This is a genomic window from Bacteroides acidifaciens, from assembly GCF_903181435.1.
Classification (GTDB): Bacteria; Bacteroidota; Bacteroidia; order Bacteroidales; family Bacteroidaceae; genus Bacteroides.
Window position 1 is genome coordinate 2491530 of the sequence record NZ_CAEUHO010000001.1, and the last position, 18060, is coordinate 2509589.

General features: G+C 38.9%; 16 protein-coding genes. 2 read left to right on the forward strand and 14 right to left on the reverse strand.

The annotated features are described in order from the left end of the window. Positions 1-92: 92 nt before the first annotated feature. The 11 genes from CLIN57ABFB40_RS10490 to CLIN57ABFB40_RS10540 form a co-directional block, all read right to left on the reverse strand. Positions 93-467: a YccF domain-containing protein gene (locus CLIN57ABFB40_RS10490; protein WP_175629998.1), complete on the reverse strand. Its 375-nt coding sequence runs from the start codon at positions 465-467 to the stop codon at positions 93-95. Positions 468-482: 15 nt separating this feature from the next. Beyond that, on the reverse strand, positions 483-902 hold the full coding sequence (locus CLIN57ABFB40_RS10495; RefSeq protein WP_175629999.1) for a DUF1810 domain-containing protein: 420 nt from the start codon (positions 900-902) through the stop codon (positions 483-485). A gap of 324 nt (positions 903-1226) precedes the next feature. Continuing rightward, positions 1227-2210, reverse strand: a complete 984-nt coding sequence (locus CLIN57ABFB40_RS10500; RefSeq protein ID WP_175630000.1) for a hypothetical protein — start codon at positions 2208-2210, stop codon at positions 1227-1229. Between the two features lie 198 nt (positions 2211-2408). Further along, a complete protein-coding gene (locus CLIN57ABFB40_RS10505; protein WP_175630001.1) occupies positions 2409-2882 on the reverse strand; it encodes a hypothetical protein in 474 nt (157 codons plus the stop codon). A 224-nt stretch (positions 2883-3106) separates the two neighbouring features. Beyond that, the gene (locus CLIN57ABFB40_RS10510; RefSeq protein ID WP_175630002.1) at positions 3107-3661 is read right to left on the reverse strand and encodes a hypothetical protein; all 555 of its coding nucleotides are present in this window, start codon (positions 3659-3661) and stop codon (positions 3107-3109) included. A 44-nt stretch (positions 3662-3705) separates the two neighbouring features. Next, the gene (locus CLIN57ABFB40_RS10515; protein ID WP_175630003.1) at positions 3706-3972 is read right to left on the reverse strand and encodes a hypothetical protein; all 267 of its coding nucleotides are present in this window, start codon (positions 3970-3972) and stop codon (positions 3706-3708) included. Between the two features lie 21 nt (positions 3973-3993). After that, positions 3994-4455, reverse strand: a complete 462-nt coding sequence (locus CLIN57ABFB40_RS10520) for a TerB family tellurite resistance protein (RefSeq protein ID WP_175630004.1) — start codon at positions 4453-4455, stop codon at positions 3994-3996. A 10-nt stretch (positions 4456-4465) separates the two neighbouring features. Next, on the reverse strand, positions 4466-6250 hold the full coding sequence (locus CLIN57ABFB40_RS10525) for an AAA family ATPase (protein WP_175630005.1): 1785 nt from the start codon (positions 6248-6250) through the stop codon (positions 4466-4468). Positions 6251-6267: 17 nt separating this feature from the next. After that, complete coding sequence (locus CLIN57ABFB40_RS10530; protein ID WP_175630006.1) at positions 6268-8802, reverse strand: Hsp70 family protein; 2535 nt, start codon at positions 8800-8802, stop codon at positions 6268-6270. Between the two features lie 17 nt (positions 8803-8819). Further along, the gene (locus CLIN57ABFB40_RS10535; protein ID WP_175630007.1) at positions 8820-9743 is read right to left on the reverse strand and encodes a hypothetical protein; all 924 of its coding nucleotides are present in this window, start codon (positions 9741-9743) and stop codon (positions 8820-8822) included. 11 nt (positions 9744-9754) lie between these two features. Then, entirely contained in the window at positions 9755-11383 is a 1629-nt protein-coding gene (locus tag CLIN57ABFB40_RS10540) for a hypothetical protein (RefSeq protein WP_175630008.1), read from the reverse strand. An 853-nt stretch (positions 11384-12236) separates the two neighbouring features. On the opposite strand from CLIN57ABFB40_RS10540, the gene CLIN57ABFB40_RS10545 reads away from it, so the two are divergent. Next, complete coding sequence (locus CLIN57ABFB40_RS10545) at positions 12237-12881, forward strand: HU family DNA-binding protein (protein WP_175630009.1); 645 nt, start codon at positions 12237-12239, stop codon at positions 12879-12881. A gap of 208 nt (positions 12882-13089) precedes the next feature. Here the strand turns inward: CLIN57ABFB40_RS10545 and CLIN57ABFB40_RS10550 are convergent, their stop codons facing one another. Continuing rightward, complete coding sequence (locus CLIN57ABFB40_RS10550; RefSeq protein WP_175630010.1) at positions 13090-13986, reverse strand: LysR family transcriptional regulator; 897 nt, start codon at positions 13984-13986, stop codon at positions 13090-13092. A 53-nt stretch (positions 13987-14039) separates the two neighbouring features. Beyond that, positions 14040-14624 (reverse strand): DUF6621 family protein, encoded by a 585-nt coding sequence (locus tag CLIN57ABFB40_RS10555; protein ID WP_175630011.1) that lies wholly within the window; start codon positions 14622-14624, stop codon positions 14040-14042. A 223-nt stretch (positions 14625-14847) separates the two neighbouring features. On the opposite strand from CLIN57ABFB40_RS10555, the gene clpB reads away from it, so the two are divergent. Continuing rightward, a complete protein-coding gene (gene clpB, locus CLIN57ABFB40_RS10560) occupies positions 14848-17436 on the forward strand; it encodes an ATP-dependent chaperone ClpB (protein ID WP_175630012.1) in 2589 nt (862 codons plus the stop codon). A 171-nt stretch (positions 17437-17607) separates the two neighbouring features. On the opposite strand, the gene CLIN57ABFB40_RS10565 is transcribed toward clpB, so the two are convergent. Further along, positions 17608-18042 (reverse strand): DUF5606 domain-containing protein, encoded by a 435-nt coding sequence (locus tag CLIN57ABFB40_RS10565; protein WP_175630013.1) that lies wholly within the window; start codon positions 18040-18042, stop codon positions 17608-17610. Between the last annotated feature and the right edge of the window lie 18 nt (positions 18043-18060).

The window sequence follows — 18060 nt, forward strand, 5'->3', positions numbered from 1 at the left end:
GTGCAAAGGTACGGGAAACAATCAAGACACACTAATAGTTTCTAATTATGTATTATAACTTTTAGTTATAGATAATCTACTTCAGACTATTATCATACAGTTACAATATCCTTTCCGAAAGGAGACAACGCCAGTGAAGCCAGTTTAAAATGCTGTAAACCAAATGGAATTCCAATAATAGTTATACACAAAATCGCCCCAAAGACCAAATGTGACAAACAAATCCAAATGCCACCCACAAATATCCATATCACATTCATCAGTATATAAAGACAACCGCCGGAACGGCTTCCGCTTCTCACTTCCTTGCCGAAAGGCCACAAAGCAAGTCCTGCCAACTTTAGCGTTTGCATCCCAAAAGGAATGCCGATGATGGTAATCATCATCAATATGCTTGAAATAAGGTATTCTACTGCTGTAAAAATACCACCAAACAACAGCCATAATAAATTCATCAAACAGCCCATAACAGTAATATTTAATTATTTATCCAACATTCTTTTTGTCATCTCATCCGTTTTACCCTGATAATATAGGTCTATCACCTGCTGAAACAAATCATTCGGAGCAACTTCATTGAAAAGCGTCATGCACGAAAGTACCTTCATCGCATCCAACGAACCGAAAACTTCCTCGGCCGTCTTACTTTTCAATTGCAAAAAAGCAGATGTAACTTCACGCAGCCTTTCACCCAAAACCGGATGAGCCAGATATGCTTCAGCCTCTTCCTTGCCACTGATTCCATAATACTGTGAATTATAGCTCATTCCCAACCCTTTCAGTTGAGGAAATATATACCAAATCCAATGAGAATACTTTCGCCCGTTTTTTACTTCTGTGAGGGCACGTTCATAGTCGCCTTGCTGGGCATCAAGAAACCGTTGTAAGTTGTAATTTTCCATATCCGTCAAGTTCTTGTCTTTGATGATAGATAGCAAAGATAAAAAAGAAATATGAGAATCAAAGGCTTTTAAACAATATTCACTGCGGGCATACTTGGTATTGTAATACAGATTCTATATCACTATCAAAATGATGCACCCATACAACTTTTATAATAACCAATATTATATGGTACTTATTTGCTGCAAAACCTATAAAAACTATGGATTTATTGCACGAATGATAAATTTATTTGTACTTTTGTATAATCGTAACCACTGTTACGGTAATGAACATTACGATAACACTTATAGATATGAGATTTTTTATATGAATATGGGAAATTACTTACTAACAGTCATTGAGAAATTAACCGTAGTCCTCATAGCTAACATAATCGCTTCTCCTACCAATGCCACATTTGCTAACAAATAATGCCTATCTTCATTCCACACACATGTGCTACCTGCTATTTCGGCAGTTTTCAGAATTTTCTTTCGTGTGACGGAGTCTCCAAAATAAGTTGCACTTCCTACAGCAAAAGCAGTTCCAGACGGACTTAAGCCAAACAAAATAGGTCCAGCATCTATATCAAACTCCAATATAGGAGAATAGTTGTGATACTCCTTCAATCCGAATACCAGTGATTCTTTTATGAAATACTTTTTTAACAATTCATACTGAGACTCCGCAAATTTATCATTTATAAGTGCCAAATAATAACAATTAAGAGCCGAATAAGCCCCTTTGACATCCATATTCTCTATGATTCCTGTCAGTTCTGACAGACACGACACCAACAATCCGGTATTTTTATCAAGCCATTCCGTTTGAGCTTTATGAATCCACTGATTCACTATTGCTGAATATTTCCCATTATAATACTTCGAATATTCCGACAATGCCACTATCGCAACAAGCATATCCGGAACATATATGTATTCTCCCGGATATGTCGGACAATTCAAAATATCACTTGCTTTTATTCTACGACTCATCGTTTTACACAATGAATGATATAACTCGTCATATTTACCATCACCACCAATCTTTTTATAATTACCAATCATCCAAGCAAGATGACTCAAATAAGAAATATGACTATTATCACCATCTAAATTCTCCAAAGGGTCTTCTCCCCATCTTAACGTATCATACCATCTGATTTCAGGCGAAAGCACTATCGAAATAAGACTATCAATTTGTACAATGACTCCCTCTTTCGTTTCAGAATAAAGCAACGAGATATTAGAGAGTGATTTGGCTAACATAGAACATGAATACAAAGCCCACTCTCCTTGGAATTGATCGCCAATAGCCGTTGGCATTTCATTAATCAATGTTTGTGATTCTGTTACTATTTTTTACTAAATAGTTACATCTTTGAAGAATATCAGTTTTCTCCTTGTCAAAAGATTCTATATCGCTATCAAAATGACGCACCCATGCTACCTTTATAACAACAAATATTATAAACAAGATGCATATATAGATAAAACAACCCGTATTGCTAAATATACGTTTCTTCATCTCTCCGAATTACTAAAACCTTTAATCCTAATCCGTTCTTTCTCCTCTTTTTTGTCCTGGATGTCATTCAAAGCAGAAAAACGTCCTTTCACCTCTTGGTGAACTTCAAAAAAACTATTTAATATTGCAGTGAAAAGTTCCTCCTTATTCGGAGTATTTTTAGTAAAAATCAGTTGATATCTACTATGTACTCCCAACTTATTTTCATTTTCACTAATAGAATACAAAGTAACAGGCATTGCATTCATATTTGTCTGATTAATAGCCTCCTTCAAATTGTCCAACAAAGGATCATCCAAATCCAAAGTTCCCCACCAAGTATCATAAAATGTGATTGTTGTTTCCGCTTCAACTACCACACAAAACTCTTCCCCTTGATACTTAAAATACATGTTTCCGGTTTCTTTATCTATCTCCGGCTGACAACCTAAATTTTTTAATGTACTAATAGTAACTTTTCTTATTTCCATATAAGGATAACTTTTAAAGATTTTTTTTGCTAAATAACAAAACAATTCAACACCCCCAAAAAACAAAACTGCATACGCAAAACTAAATGACCATTCCCCTATACATCTCACTATCAAATAGCATACAACTACAAGAAGATAGCAACTATATTTCAATACAGAAAAATGTTTTTCCTGAACTTTATCCTCTCCCACTTTAAAATCAAATTAACATTTACAACCACTTATAAAAATATTTGTCCCAAAGACAAAGCTGCAAGACCACGCAAGAATCCTCTTTCATAAGAAAGAAGCATACCGTTCATATAAGGTAATCCCGCTTTAAAATCTTGCTCCATTTTAGTCAATTCGTCCATGTGTTGCATCAATGTTTCTTTTTGTGTTTCCAATAGTTTTACAACATCTACTAATCCAGCATTAGAACGAGAACTTATATGAAACTGAATAGTTCGTAAATTATCAGTATACCGGAGTCTCACTTGCCTAAATTTAACTTCCAAAGTACTCTTTATCATTTGCATATTCATACCCTTATAAGACATATCAGGATTCGACATTGCGTCTTCATAACCCTTTGTTTCATAGTCCTCCTTCAAGAATTTGTAAATCAAATCAATAGGCATTCCTGTTCCATAACGAATAATCAACGCATTACCATCGTCATTCGACGTTTTTTTTACAAGATTATCTGGCTGCATATCAACAGCTTGTTCTTGTTCATTCTGCAATACTTCAATTGTAGCAGATTCTTTATTTTTAAATAAATTCCAAAATCCCATTGTTTATTTCATTAATATAATTCAAACATAAGTAGATTGTTATTTCATTTTTCATCGTCTTTTCCTTCCAAAGGTTCTTTAAAACCACGATAAACCCAAACTGTTATTATATAAACAATCAATTCTATAAAAATAGTAAAAAAGAAAGTGTTAACCTTTTCGGGGTATTCATTAACTGTATATACTACAATAAGACAATTTATAACTACCAAAAGTCGATTAATACCTTTTGGAAAAGGGAACCAATAAATGCTATATTTAATCACTTCTTTGTTGATTTGTTTCTTCAAAATTTCATCTATTTTTTCCATATTATATCTATAAACTATACATCAACGTAATGAAATACTATTAAATTTCACATCGTTCCACACAAAATCTTCTATAACATTAATATCAGGTAAAAGATAATCTTCCTTATTGGGATACTTCGCTAAGATCTGTTCATCTGAGACAGATAATCGAGAACGAATTTTCTTGAAATATTTCACTTCGGAATATTCAATTCGGTCATCAGCTTCAATCGTATCAATAGCCAATCCTATAATATTAAGTTGTTCCTCTATAGATAACTCCACATTAGATAATTCGTTTAAGTATTCCTTTAGAAAAAGAGCACCATTTTTGTTTATCTCTGACACATAACTATTTAGCAATTCTTCCATGTTTAGTCCTTCAAACATAGATGTCTCTATAGCCTTTTTTTTCACCATATCAATTTCCTGCAATGCAATATTTCCATCACAAGACATACAACAGAAAATTGTTTTTAAATATAATCCTTGTTTAGTCATAATACATATTTTATTTAAACCCTATACGAGGTCGATTATTATTCAGTTGATTAGGTAACGAACCACTCATCCTTGTTCTAATATCTTCATAGCGTTTTAACTCAACGTCATTTAAAGAAGGCTGAGTATTAGCTATCGCAGTTTTCAATAGCTGCATTGTAATCTTACTATGTAACTTCAATGCAAATCGTGACGCATCGTTAACTATTAACTGTATGTCAGCAGATACATAGTTTTCTGTTAAACACGCTAGCTCTTTATAATCTATTCCAAAATCATAAGGTCGTTTTTCAAGACATAACTTGAAAAGTTCCATACGTGCAGTCATATCCGGTACACCAATATAATATTTCTTATCTAGTCTTCCTGCACGAAGGATAGCAGGATCTATCATATGTGGATAATTTGTCGCACCAATAACGAATACACCGCGTTCTCCTGTTCTATCCATCTGTGCCAACATTTCATTTACTGCACTACGAGACATCTCATGTACATCACTCTCACGATTAGGAACAATCTCGTTCATCTCATCAATAAAAATGATAGTCGGTGCTTTTTCTTCCGCTTCCTTGAACATTTTAGCAATATTTTCTTGTGTGGCATTTACATAACGGCTTTTAAGTGCAGCAGGTGTCACACACACGAAATTGAAACCTACTTCTTCTGCAAAATGCTTGGCAAAGAAAGTCTTTCCACATCCCGGAGGTCCATACAACAACATACCATTAGGAATAGTTACACCATACCGCTCATATTCTTCCGGATTGTGAAGGGGCTCGATAATTTCTTCTCTAAGCTGTTGTTTCAGTTCATCCATCCCTGCAATGGCGGCAAAACCTTGTCCTTTTTCCGACGAAATATTTCGTATCTGCTTCTCGGACTTCTGAATATCGGATGATAATATTTTTTTCTTTGTTGATTGTCGCTCAACAATTGTCTCTCCGCTAATAGCTTTTATAAAATCTTCAGCTGTTTGGAATCTGTCTTCCGCATCAAAGTTTAACGCCTTTGCTATACAGTTTAATAATTGGCAATCCAATTCAAACTTATTTATTTGCGGCAGTTCCAATTCTTTATCACGTTCAGCCAATATTGCTTCGACTTTATCCTCATTTCTTATTCTTGATACGTCCACGAACCAAGGTAGCTTACCATATAGCAGATGATACATCATTGCCCCGACAGAATACAAGTCTGATTGTACGGAACATACTCCAGAGAATCTTTCTGGTGCGAGATAGAACGGATTCATTTCGCCCAAGATGGGTTTTGTAGGTGTTTGATTCAAGAATCGTGCATATCCCAAATCTATAAGTTTCAAATCCTCCAAACTTCCAACGAGATTGAGAAATACATTCTGTATTGTCACTTCATTATGAATAATTGGAATAGACAAGGAATGCAGGAACGACAAGGCAGAAAGTACGGATGTTGCAATGTTTTTTATTTCATACACACTGATGTTATCGTCACGAATTATCCTCTGTAACAAGGTTTCTCCACTCACGAACTCAGTTACAAGCCACGCAAATTGTCTTCCTCCAATCATCAGATTACCTGAATCGATATATTGGCAAAGGTTATGATGTTGAAGTTTCTTAGCAATCTCTACTTCTGTCACTCGACCACTATCATCAACCTGATTACAATTGAGCCTTGAGTAGTTGATGAGTTTTAAAAAGCGAATCTTGCCATTTGCATCTTTCACACGGTAGGTTTCCGCATAAGAACCTTGCTTATGCGGAAACGCTACTGTGTAAGATGCGATTTTATCATTCTTGTTGAATAGCATATTGGCAGCAAATAAAATTATCGAAGCAATCCACCCGCACTAATAGCGTCCTCATCCGGCATTAGGTCAATGAGTCCGCAGGCAATCGGATGAAGTTTTTCTGCTGTGGGGTGGTTATTGATTTCCTCCAATCCACGGTTAACTAATTGACGGGCATGGGAAGCGTCTTTCCAACATATTGAACCAAAGCGTTCATGGCAATTGCGAATCAATCCCATACATTGATAAACCAATGTCAGATGGACAAAGAGACTATTGATTTGTTCCAACGTTTCACGTCCCATACGAACATCCTTATTGCGTATCACTTGGTCTGTCTGTGTACGCATTTGCTCCACAAGTTGTGTAGTTTTTTCATTACCGAGGTCAATCTGTGCCTTTTCAAGTCGTTCGAACTCTTCACGTAGTTCCGCTTCTAATCTTTGCCATTCGGTACTATCATCAAGGTCTTCAATCTTTCGGAGAAGTTCCTTTAGATTGGATTGCGTACGCATCGGGTCATTGCCGTTAGCAACTAATTCTTTAATCACATCAAGTTCTTTATATAGTGCTTCAACAAAAATGCCCGAAGAAGACAATGATTCTATACTGCGTTGAGCCGAACTCAGCTCTTTATTCACCCAAGCCACGACATCTTCTGGAGAATCTCGTTTGCTCAAGTCGAGTACTTTCTTGGCTGTAAAGTCAATCGACGGGAAATAAACTTCCATTTTCATCATCTCCGATGAATCCGCATGAAGTGTTATCTCTACATTTGAATTCTCAGGAATGAATTGTTCAATATCATCACCCGTCACCACAACGTTTGAAATCAAAGTATACAATGCCGCAGTCTTTCCTTCTGCATCTAGTCCTGAAACTTGATATACGGGAATAGACAATATGTCCGTTGAAACACCCGGTCGCAAAGCCTGGGTTATCTTTCTGTCAGGAACAATACCCACTGCAGGTAAAGGCTTGTTTTTCTCCAACCCTTTGGCAGGCAAAAATACACCGCGTTTCTTCACATCATTGTAAACAGCTATGCCTATGTTATAAGGAAGAGGAGCAGCACCGACTTTGATACCTTGTATAATGGTAAATTCGGATGGGAATATCTCAACAGCATTGCCCTGTTGGTTGTAAGCCTTTATCTTGAATGTGTTAGGCTTGCCTTCAAGCAAAAACGCCTCAATGACATTACCTTTTGTATCTACAGATGTCCGGTCGCTTCGCCATGCCCCATCTGCACGTTGAAACTCAACAGAAAGTTCTTTCGGACAATTCTTACCAGTTTTTTTTGTGTCTATGCTGACGCTAACCCATTCAGAAGTTTCAACAGATGTTGACTCATAACCGACTTGTAAAAACACTATTTCCGACGTTGCTTCTTCTTTTATTTTCTCCTCATTGATATTAGCATCAATAATAGAAGCATAAAGAGCTGCCCCACGAGCAACAGCTGTCATAGGATTGATACTAGTATCTACATTTGGTGTAACCTCTTCTTTCAACATGTCACGAATGATTGGCGAATATGTTGGACCACCGACAAGAATAAGTGATGATAAGTCTTTTCCAGTCAGTCCATTTCGCTCCAATAGGTTCTTGCAGATGTTGACGGCTTTTTGATACTGTTCTCCAATAGCATTTATCAGTTGGTCTTTGGTAATGGTTATTTCGAGGTCAATCTCCTCACCGTTGTCATCTTGACCGAGATTCAGATTTCGGTCGTACGTAGAATAATCTGCGCTATCGGTGAACGACAAGGCTATGCGCATTTCCTCGGCAGGCCCCTTCAAAGCATCCGTCAAGGCTTTCTTTTTCCATTCTGTCGTTTCATATGATGAAAGATCATAATCATGACAAAGACTTGGGATGAGAATCTTATTTACCACAGCTTCGTCAAGGTTCTTGCCTCCGAGATAGTTGTCACCTTCTGTGTCGAATACGGTAAGTATGCCGTCTTCAGCTTTCACCAAGGCCGCATCAAACGTACCACCACCAAAGTCGAACACAAGCCATTTTCCTTTTTTCTTTTCGCTTGACAGTCCGTATGCCATACAGGCTGCAATAGGTTCCTGTAACAATTCGCATTGCTGGAATCCTGCAATATGCGCAGCTCGCATGGTTGCATCCTTTTGAATTGCCGTGAACATGGCTGGCACGGTTATTACCACGGAATTGATGGTCTCATCATTGATAAGACTCTTCAACTCTTTCAAAACTTCTGCAGAAAGTTCCTCTGGAGAATAAGTTTCTTTGGGCATGTTTTCATTGGTATATTTCTTATCTGAACCCATTTCCCGTTTAAACTCTAAATAGCCACATTCTTTTGACGGCTCATTTTTGCTCAAAGCCATAATAGCGTCAGAATACACGGAATCTTTTGCTTTCATGCCAATACGCAAGGCTCGTTCGCCCTTCTTATTTTTTGAGAAATATACACAAGAGGGCAATGTGTCCATGAGGTTCTTAGTCTGCTTGATAACAGACTCACCGTTCTCCATTCTAGCAATAGCCGAGTTTGTAGTACCAAGGTCTATTCCATAATCTATTTTGATTCTTACCATAGTGATAGTGTTTTCAATTAAATATTTTGACTTACTACGATTTCTGCCGGTTGTATCATTTCCCCGTTATAGTTCACTTGCATCTTTATCATTCCTGTTATGATACGCTTACCTTCAGGCAAAGTGTCGTCAGGCACAAAACGGGTCTGGAATTGCATTCCATCATTGTACTCATGCCCAAGTAGGCTGATTATTTCATAGCCATTGGCACGCACATTGTTTATCATGCGGTCTTTAGCTTGTAGCAGTTGCTTATAGCCTCTTACAGACTTATCCATCTTTGAAAGATTTGTTTCTATTCTGGCTATTTCGTCAGCCAGTTTCACTACGAGTGAATGGTCGGGCATCCCAGTATTGCCACTTGCTATTGGTCTCTCTTGCAATTGCTGCTGTACAATCTCCAGCAATTGATTGTCTAGTTTGACCGATTCTTCTTGCATTTTATTTTGAGCATTTTGTAATACTTCTTGTACTTTACGGACGTCATCGATGGAGGATGTCCCACGTTTGATACGCTTAATCAGATAATAAGAAATAAGTGACACTGCAAATAAGATGGCAATGGTGATTATCCCACCCCAAAGAGTACGGTTCTTCACAATGGATTGAGTCGAGGATAATGTGTTGTTAGTCTCTTGTATTTTTCCGTTAATAGTAGTACGGTCTGCTGCTTGTGCTTTTTGCAGACTGTCACAAACAGTTTTTAAGCTGTCAATGCTTACACATAAGACCTCATTACGTTGTTCTAATACTTGAATGTCATGCTTGTTTTTAGTTGAAGTTGTTATTAGGAGTCGTAACTTCTTATCAAATTCCGCTTGCTTTGACTGAACGTTATTCAGGCTTCTTGCCATTACGGAAATCTCGTCCGTTCCCGTTTGTGCAATGGCTGTTATAAACGAACAACACACAACGAACACGTTAAATATCACTTTTTTCATAAATAACATATTTAATCTACAATTTTTCCATAAATAATTAATCCTATAACTGCCCCGAATACGGCACAGCCACCGCCCGCTACTACACCACCAATTGCTGCACTAGCAGCAACACACACAATACCTATAATGCAACCTGAATTATCAGAACTTTTTGTTGTCGCATTGCCTGTTTCACTCATTGTAGGAGATGATGTAGCTTGGGTAGTATATGAAGTCAACGTTGGACGTGGTGGTGAAGCTAATGGACGTGGTGGATGTGTAGAGGTGGATATACCCAATTGCTCACACATATTTTTAAGAATGGAACGGTTCTGATTATATCTATTTGTCTTGAAATCAGATTCCATATCAAACGCATCCATAATCTTTGTAGCTTCCCAGGCTGCCTTTAATGCAGATTTCACTTGGATATAAACTAATGAATCTATACGTGGACCAAATCCGGCATCCTGTTGTACTACGTTTACCTCTTCTATAATATTATGTAGAGCATTCCCTACAACTTGTGTTGATAACTTTAAATAAAAAGAGTTGTTTGCTCCTAGTTTTGCTTTTATAGATTGAAGGTGTGGTTTCGCTTTGTTTAGCAAAGTCACAGCATAACAAATTTTATCGGGCAATTGACAGAACTTCCGCAGTTCCTCTTTTATTGCCTTATCTTCAGCAAACACTTCTGCCGGAGGTAGATTGTCTATAATCTTTTGTAGTATATCCACGTTTTCCTTGCAACGATCTTTTGCCATTTTTCCAATGACAACGGACTGTGCATAAGATTGGAGTTTCATTGCTTTACGGGCAGCATCGGCGGCTTCCGAACCATTATAATAATCTATTCCGCATTGAAGAATTTCCAAGCCAAGTTTATCTGCAATCATTTGGTATTGCAAATCCGCTACAGAAAGTAAATCTTTTAATTGAGAAAGTTCTTCTTTTGCTACATTCATCAATTTAGCACCAGCATTATAACGAGCAGTAATACTTTTTCCATTTGAAGCCTTCGCTATATCAATTGCAGACTGTAATGTTTCGATTAAAGGTTTTATTGCCTGACCTCTTACATAATGTTTCCAATCGTTGTCCGCCAAATAAGGCAATAGTTTTTGCGCACCTATAGCAGAACAAAGTACATCCAGAAAATCGTATGCCAACTTTCCCGTATCTATCATTTGATAATCTCCTAAAACGATATGTACAAAATCAGTAGTATACGAAGAATAAAGTTTGTATGCGCAAGCAATAGCTAATGCGTAGTTGTCTGTTACCAACGCACAGACAATTCTATTTTGTAAAGATGAAACATTTTCTTTTTTTTCCCAAACAGATATTGCTCCATTTATATTTTCTACAATCAGGTGGTTTATGGCAACGTCATCTAAAGGAGTAACTTTTATGAACCAAAATTGCGCATACCTGAGTTGTTCGTTTGGTAAAGTCAGCTTCGCTTCTGCATCAGATACTTTCGCTGTAGTACGAGTCATCGTAGAAAATACACCTAATAAATCTAAAGGAAATGAAACTTCTTTCCCCACCTTCAAAAAAGCTTTTAGCCTATTATGGTTTGCCACTCGCTCTTTGATCGGTGAATTTGAATATATACCTAAAAGACGATAAGGATTGTTTTGTATTATATCCAACATTGTCGGCTAATCTGTCTATTTATGCCAGCCGACTCCATTGCTGTCATGGTTTATTCTTAAATTGTATATACATAAAAAAACGTGGAGCCAGTCCTGTTGCCCGTTCCACATTCTAAAGGCTCTCGCATTGCCCTGTTCGTCGAAACGAGCAACGCCGAAAGCCCCACGCCGATGTAAGTATATAATTCACCTTCTGCTTTTAACACCTAATCGGTACCAAAAACAATAAAGATGGCATATAATACACCCTTTGGGGCATTCACCATTGCTTTGTCTCTGACGAACAGTTTGAATTTGCGAGATTCTTAGAATGTCAAAACCAAAGCGTTCAGTAAACGCCTCTTATGTATATGTATACCCACCCTACCAACGCCAACCAGCGCATTCGGCGTGAGAAACATTGCAAAACTATGAAAATAAAATTAAATATCCTACTTTATATCAACATTTTCACTCAGCACCTCTACATTCAAACACCCTCCTTCGCCATCATATCAATTTCTTTCGTACTTTCTTCCGCAGCAACCTACCGACAACTTCACAAGAAGCAGTACTTCACCTCCAGTCTATTAACGAATAACTTCCATTTTATTAATTATAAACTTCCTTTTATCAAATAGAAAACTTATCTTTGTCTAATTATAAACTATAAATGCAAGCTTTGATTATAAAAACGCAAGCTTCATTTTTATAATTGCAAGCTTCATTTATAAAAACAGAACTTGCGATTATAGTTTATGATTAATCAAAAGGAACTTTTGGATTAGGAGAAAAGAAGTTTGCACTTAATGCAGAAGAAGTTTTCTCTTAATAGACAAGAACCAATCTATTAATACTTTAAACCAAAGAATGTATGGCACGTTACATCATGGAAGAGATGCCCGACCTCCAAAAAACAGGCAAAAGAATTACATATCCGAAGTTTGCGCGGATAGATAATGCAAGCATAAAAGAGTTAGCGCAACGGGTGAGCGATGTAAGTGGCTTCAGCGCCGGAGACATAGAAGGCGTACTGCTTCAGACGGCTATCGAAATGGCACACCTGATGGCAGAAGGGCGTTCGGTAAAGATAGACGGGATAGGTACATTCACTCCGTCGCTCACCTTAGGCAGAGGCAAGGAACGGGAAGATGCGGAAGAAGGTGGAAAACACCGCAACGCACAAAGTATTTTTATAGGAGGCGTCAATTTCCGGGTAGACAGGGAAATGGTAAGAAACATCAGCGAAAGATGCCGGTTGGAAAGAGCTCCTTGGAAAAAGCAAAAATCCTCGAATAAATTCACACCGGAACAACGACTGGCATTAGCCCTAAAGTATCTCGATAAACACCCTTTCCTGACCGTTCGGGAATATCAGAAACTAACCGGATTACTACAAACAGCAGCCACCAACGAACTGAGACAATGGGGACACCAACCCGATTCAGGAATAGAAATTGCCGGCAGAGGTGCCCATAGAGTATATATAAAGAAGAAAACAGCCGAAGAAGGTCTATAAAAAGAGAAATAACAGTATGAGAAATGATTCAAAAGGATATGAGAAATAACCTTTTAAAGTGCTGTCTCACCCCGAAAATGATGAGAAATACACTTTACCGAAATCATTTCTCATACAACAAGATACTGATTACAAGACAATTGTCTAAATTTATGAGAATATGAGAAATGTTTTTTTCTCTTATAGAGGTTGAAGCCCCCTGCTGCGATTACAGGTTCTTACTATGATGTCCCGCAAACCTCATAAAGACTTGGGATAATCCTCCCTCCTGCCCTTGCAATTGTACAAAATTAAACTCGCGCTGCATGGACATTCCTTTTATCTCAATCACACGCAGATTACCTGCGACAAGCTCCTTATGTACGGAACGGATTGAAACAATCCCCATACAATCAGCATGTTCGATGAAAAGTTTGATACTCTCTGTACTGCCAAGATACATCATAACATTTAAAGAAGACAGTTTCAGATTATGTTGCGACAAGGCACGTTCAAATACATCCAGCGTGCCGGAGCCTCTTTCACGCAAGACTAATGGAATATTCGGCAAATCTTCCGGAGTTATCTCGTCTTGAATATCCAGCCGGGTATGCGCACGCACCACTGCTACAAGTTCATCTTGCAAAAATGAGGTATATTTCAAGTTAGGCAGACGAAAGATACCTTCCACCAAACCTAAATCTATCCGATGTTCTTGCAAAGCAGTTTCCACTCCCCGGGAATTCCCATTAATCAAAGAAAGGTTGACTTGTGGAAATTTTGCAATGAAACTCCCCAATAAAGGAGGAAGGACATATTGGGCAATCGTAGTACTCGCACCCAGTTTCAATTCACCAATATACTCATTGTGCAGCAAATGCATTTCATATTCCAGTTGCTTATAATCGTCTAAAATCTTATCACTATGCTTCAGCAGCAATTCGCCGGCATCGGTCAACGAGATTTTACTTCCCTGGCGCTCGAATAAGCGAGCTTGATAATAAGTCTCCAATTCCTGGATATGCTTGGTAATAGCAGGTTGACTGACAAACAGTTCTTGCGAAGCCTTTGTAAAACTCAAGTTCTTCGCCACACTCTGAAATACTTTTAAACGAAAATCGGACATGAGGCTAAATTTCAAGTATTAGGTATTAGATAGTAAGTATCGGACAAAGACTATTAAAGTTCATCAGCTTTAATTCCCAATGCCTGCATAATAGGGAAAGCCAGCATATCCCATTTATATGCTAACGGAACATCCGGTTCGTCCATCCGGAACTGAATAACCTCCTTGCCTTTTATCTCTGTCAGTGCATCAGTAACCTTTTTTCCATACTCTTCATTGAATGAAACCACAATCATTCTTTTCACATCAGCCGAATCGGCTACGATGGACAGCAAATCCAGAAACAAGTCTTCTCTTGACACCATTCCTTCTGATGGAACACTTGCAAATGAATACTCGCCATAAGGGCTTTGAAAAGCAACACCATTCAGTTCCTTCTCCAAATCGGAAGGCTGGCAATGCACAAGCCGTCCCGACTCCTTATCGTAAACAAAAAGAAACTGCACTTCATTTTTCCCTTCCGTAATCCCTGCATCCAAGGTCAGATAGGTAGTCAGTATTGAAAGGTCTATTTCTTGTAAAGAACGCTGCAAAATTGCTTCAAAGTATCCTTTCATATCTGTAATTACAAAGTTCAGAAAAGCTGCATCAATCAGCACTACTGTTTCGGACAGTTTTATTTGAGGTTTATCGTTCATACCTTATTCTTTATATTATTACAGCCGATAAAGATACTACAATACTTTTATTTATCACCCTCATTTCGCAGCAAATTCGTCAGTCGTACATAAGAGAAAGAAGTCATTTTGTCCTTTAACTCCTTAATAATCATGCTATTTTGTCATATTTTTCTACTTGGCAAATCTTTTGCGCCCTTTTAGGTGTTATTAAGAACGTGAAATAAGAAAGGAGAACAACGATATGAACTTTAACAATTTTACTATCAAATCCCAAGAAGCGGTACAAGAAGCCGTAAACCTGGTAAAAAGCCGGGGGCAACAGGCTATCGAACCTGCCCATATCATGCAGGGAGTGATGAAAGTAGGCGAGAATGTCACCAACTTCCTCTTCCAAAAGCTTGGTATGAATGGACAACAAGTAGCTCTCGTTGTCGACAAACAAATTGATTCACTACCGAAAGTATCGGGCGGAGAGCCGTATCTGAGCCGCGAATCTAACGAAGTATTACAAAAAGCAACGCAGTATTCCAAAGAAATGGGTGACGAATTCGTTTCATTGGAACATATCATACTGGCATTGTTGACTGTAAAGAGCACCGTATCTACCATCCTAAAGGATGCAGGCATGACGGAAAAGGAGCTGCGCAATGCTATCAGTGAATTGAGGAAAGGAGAAAAAGTAACGTCACAATCGAGCGAAGACACCTACCAGTCACTGGAAAAGTATGCCATCAACCTCAACGAGGCTGCCCGTAGCGGCAAGCTGGATCCTGTAATCGGTCGTGATGAAGAAATACGCCGGGTACTTCAGATATTGAGTCGCCGTACAAAGAATAATCCGATTCTGATTGGTGAACCAGGTACAGGTAAGACAGCCATCGTAGAAGGTCTGGCACATCGTATCCTTCGTGGGGACGTACCCGAAAACCTGAAGAACAAACAAGTATATTCATTGGATATGGGTGCATTGGTGGCAGGTGCGAAGTATAAAGGTGAATTTGAGGAGCGTTTGAAATCCGTAGTCAATGAAGTAAAGAAATCAGAAGGTGATATTATTCTGTTCATTGATGAAATCCACACTCTGGTGGGAGCCGGAAAAGGTGAAGGTGCTATGGACGCAGCCAACATTCTAAAACCTGCTTTAGCCCGCGGAGAACTGCGTTCCATCGGTGCCACAACTCTCGACGAGTATCAAAAATACTTCGAGAAAGATAAAGCATTGGAGCGCCGTTTCCAAATCGTGCAAGTGGACGAACCGGATAATCTAAGTACAATCTCTATCCTTCGCGGATTAAAGGAGCGCTACGAAAATCACCACCATGTACGTATCAAAGACGATGCTATTATTGCTGCCGTGGAATTGAGCAGCCGTTATATCACCGACCGTTTCCTGCCGGACAAGGCTATTGACTTAATGGACGAAGCTGCAGCCAAACTGCGTATGGAAGTAGACTCCGTGCCGGAAGAACTAGATGAGATTTCCCGTAAAATCAAGCAGCTAGAAATTGAGCGCGAGGCTATCAAACGTGAAAATGACAAGCCGAAACTGGAAATCATCGGTAAGGAACTTGCTGAACTAAAAGAACAGGAAAAGTCTTTCAAAGCCAAATGGCAGAGTGAAAAGACGTTGATGGATAAGATTCAGCAGAATAAAGTAGAAATAGAGAACTTGAAGTTCGAGGCTGAAAAGGCTGAACGCGAAGGCGACTACGGCAAAGTGGCCGAAATCCGTTACGGTAAACTTCAGGCTTTGGACAAAGAAATAGAAGACACCCAGCAGAAACTTCGTGGAATGCAGGGCGACAAAGCCATGATAAAAGAGGAAGTAGATGCTGAAGATATCGCGGATGTCGTATCTCGTTGGACAGGTATTCCCGTTAGCAAGATGATGCAGAGCGAGAAAGACAAGTTACTGCACTTGGAAGAAGAACTGCATCAACGGGTTATCGGTCAGGATGAAGCGATTGAAGCAGTCGCGGATGCTGTACGCCGTAGCCGTGCCGGATTACAAGACCCAAAACGCCCGATCGGTTCGTTTATTTTCCTCGGAACTACCGGTGTGGGTAAGACGGAGTTGGCAAAGGCATTGGCTGAGTTCCTGTTTGATGACGAAACGATGATGACCCGTATTGATATGAGCGAGTATCAGGAGAAGCACAGCGTTTCACGTTTGGTCGGAGCGCCTCCGGGATATGTAGGATATGATGAAGGCGGTCAGTTGACAGAAGCAATCCGACGGAAACCTTACTCTGTTGTACTGTTTGACGAAATAGAGAAAGCCCATCCGGACGTTTTCAATATCTTGCTGCAGGTATTGGACGACGGACGATTGACTGATAATAAAGGAAGAGTGGTCAACTTCAAGAATACCATCATCATCATGACTTCCAATATGGGTAGTTCATATATACAAAGCCAGATGGAAAAACTGAATGGTTCCAATAAGGAAGAAGTTATCGAAGAAACGAAGAAGGAAGTGATGAATATGCTGAAAAAGACCATTCGTCCTGAATTCCTGAATCGTATTGATGAAACAATCATGTTCTTACCATTGACAGAAAAAGAAATCAGGCAGATCGTGCTCTTACAGATTAAGAGTGTACAGAAGATGCTTGCAGAGAATGGCGTAGAACTGGAAATGACTGAAACCGCCCTGAACTTCTTATCTCAGGTGGGGTATGATCCTGAATTCGGAGCGCGTCCGGTAAAAAGGGCTATCCAACGCTACTTACTGAATGACTTGTCTAAGAAACTGCTTGCCCAGGAAGTAGATCGAAGCAAAGCGATCATTGTTGATGCAGGCGGAGATGGACTGGTATTCCGAAATTAAACAGCAGCATGCAAAAATGAAAAAAGTCGGTAGGTCTGATAAAGACCTACCGACTTTTATATTTCTGTATATGCCACTCTCCGAACTTCAGGTTGACAGTTCGGATGACTCATCACTAAAACATAAGTACCCGGTTTGGAGAAGCGTTATGGCAAGTGAAGACGGCATTGGCTATTCTGCAGCTGCCTCTTCCTTCTCTTCTTTAACTTCTTCCGGTTTGAATTCTGTAATGCCATTAGAAATCAGAATATTATACCAAGAAACCAACTTCTTAATATCCGCTACATACACGCGTTCACGATCGAAGTTCGGCAATACTTCCGCCAAATATTCACGCAACTGTTCGGGTGTAGCTTTCTTGGGTTCAATAGAAGCTGCTGCCGATTGTTCTTTTTCCTTGATTGCTTCCAACACATCGTACAAAGGAACTTCTGCATCATCCGTGTACATTGCTATATCTGCCAATGAGATAATTTTTTCATTACCATAAGCGGGAAAACGTTTCTTCTCAGCATTGATTGATTCGACAATCAACATATTTTTTCCTTGCGAAATAAGTTTGTACAATCCCGGTTTACCGGAGATAGACAAGATAGTCTTCAACATAGTATATAACCTTTTGTT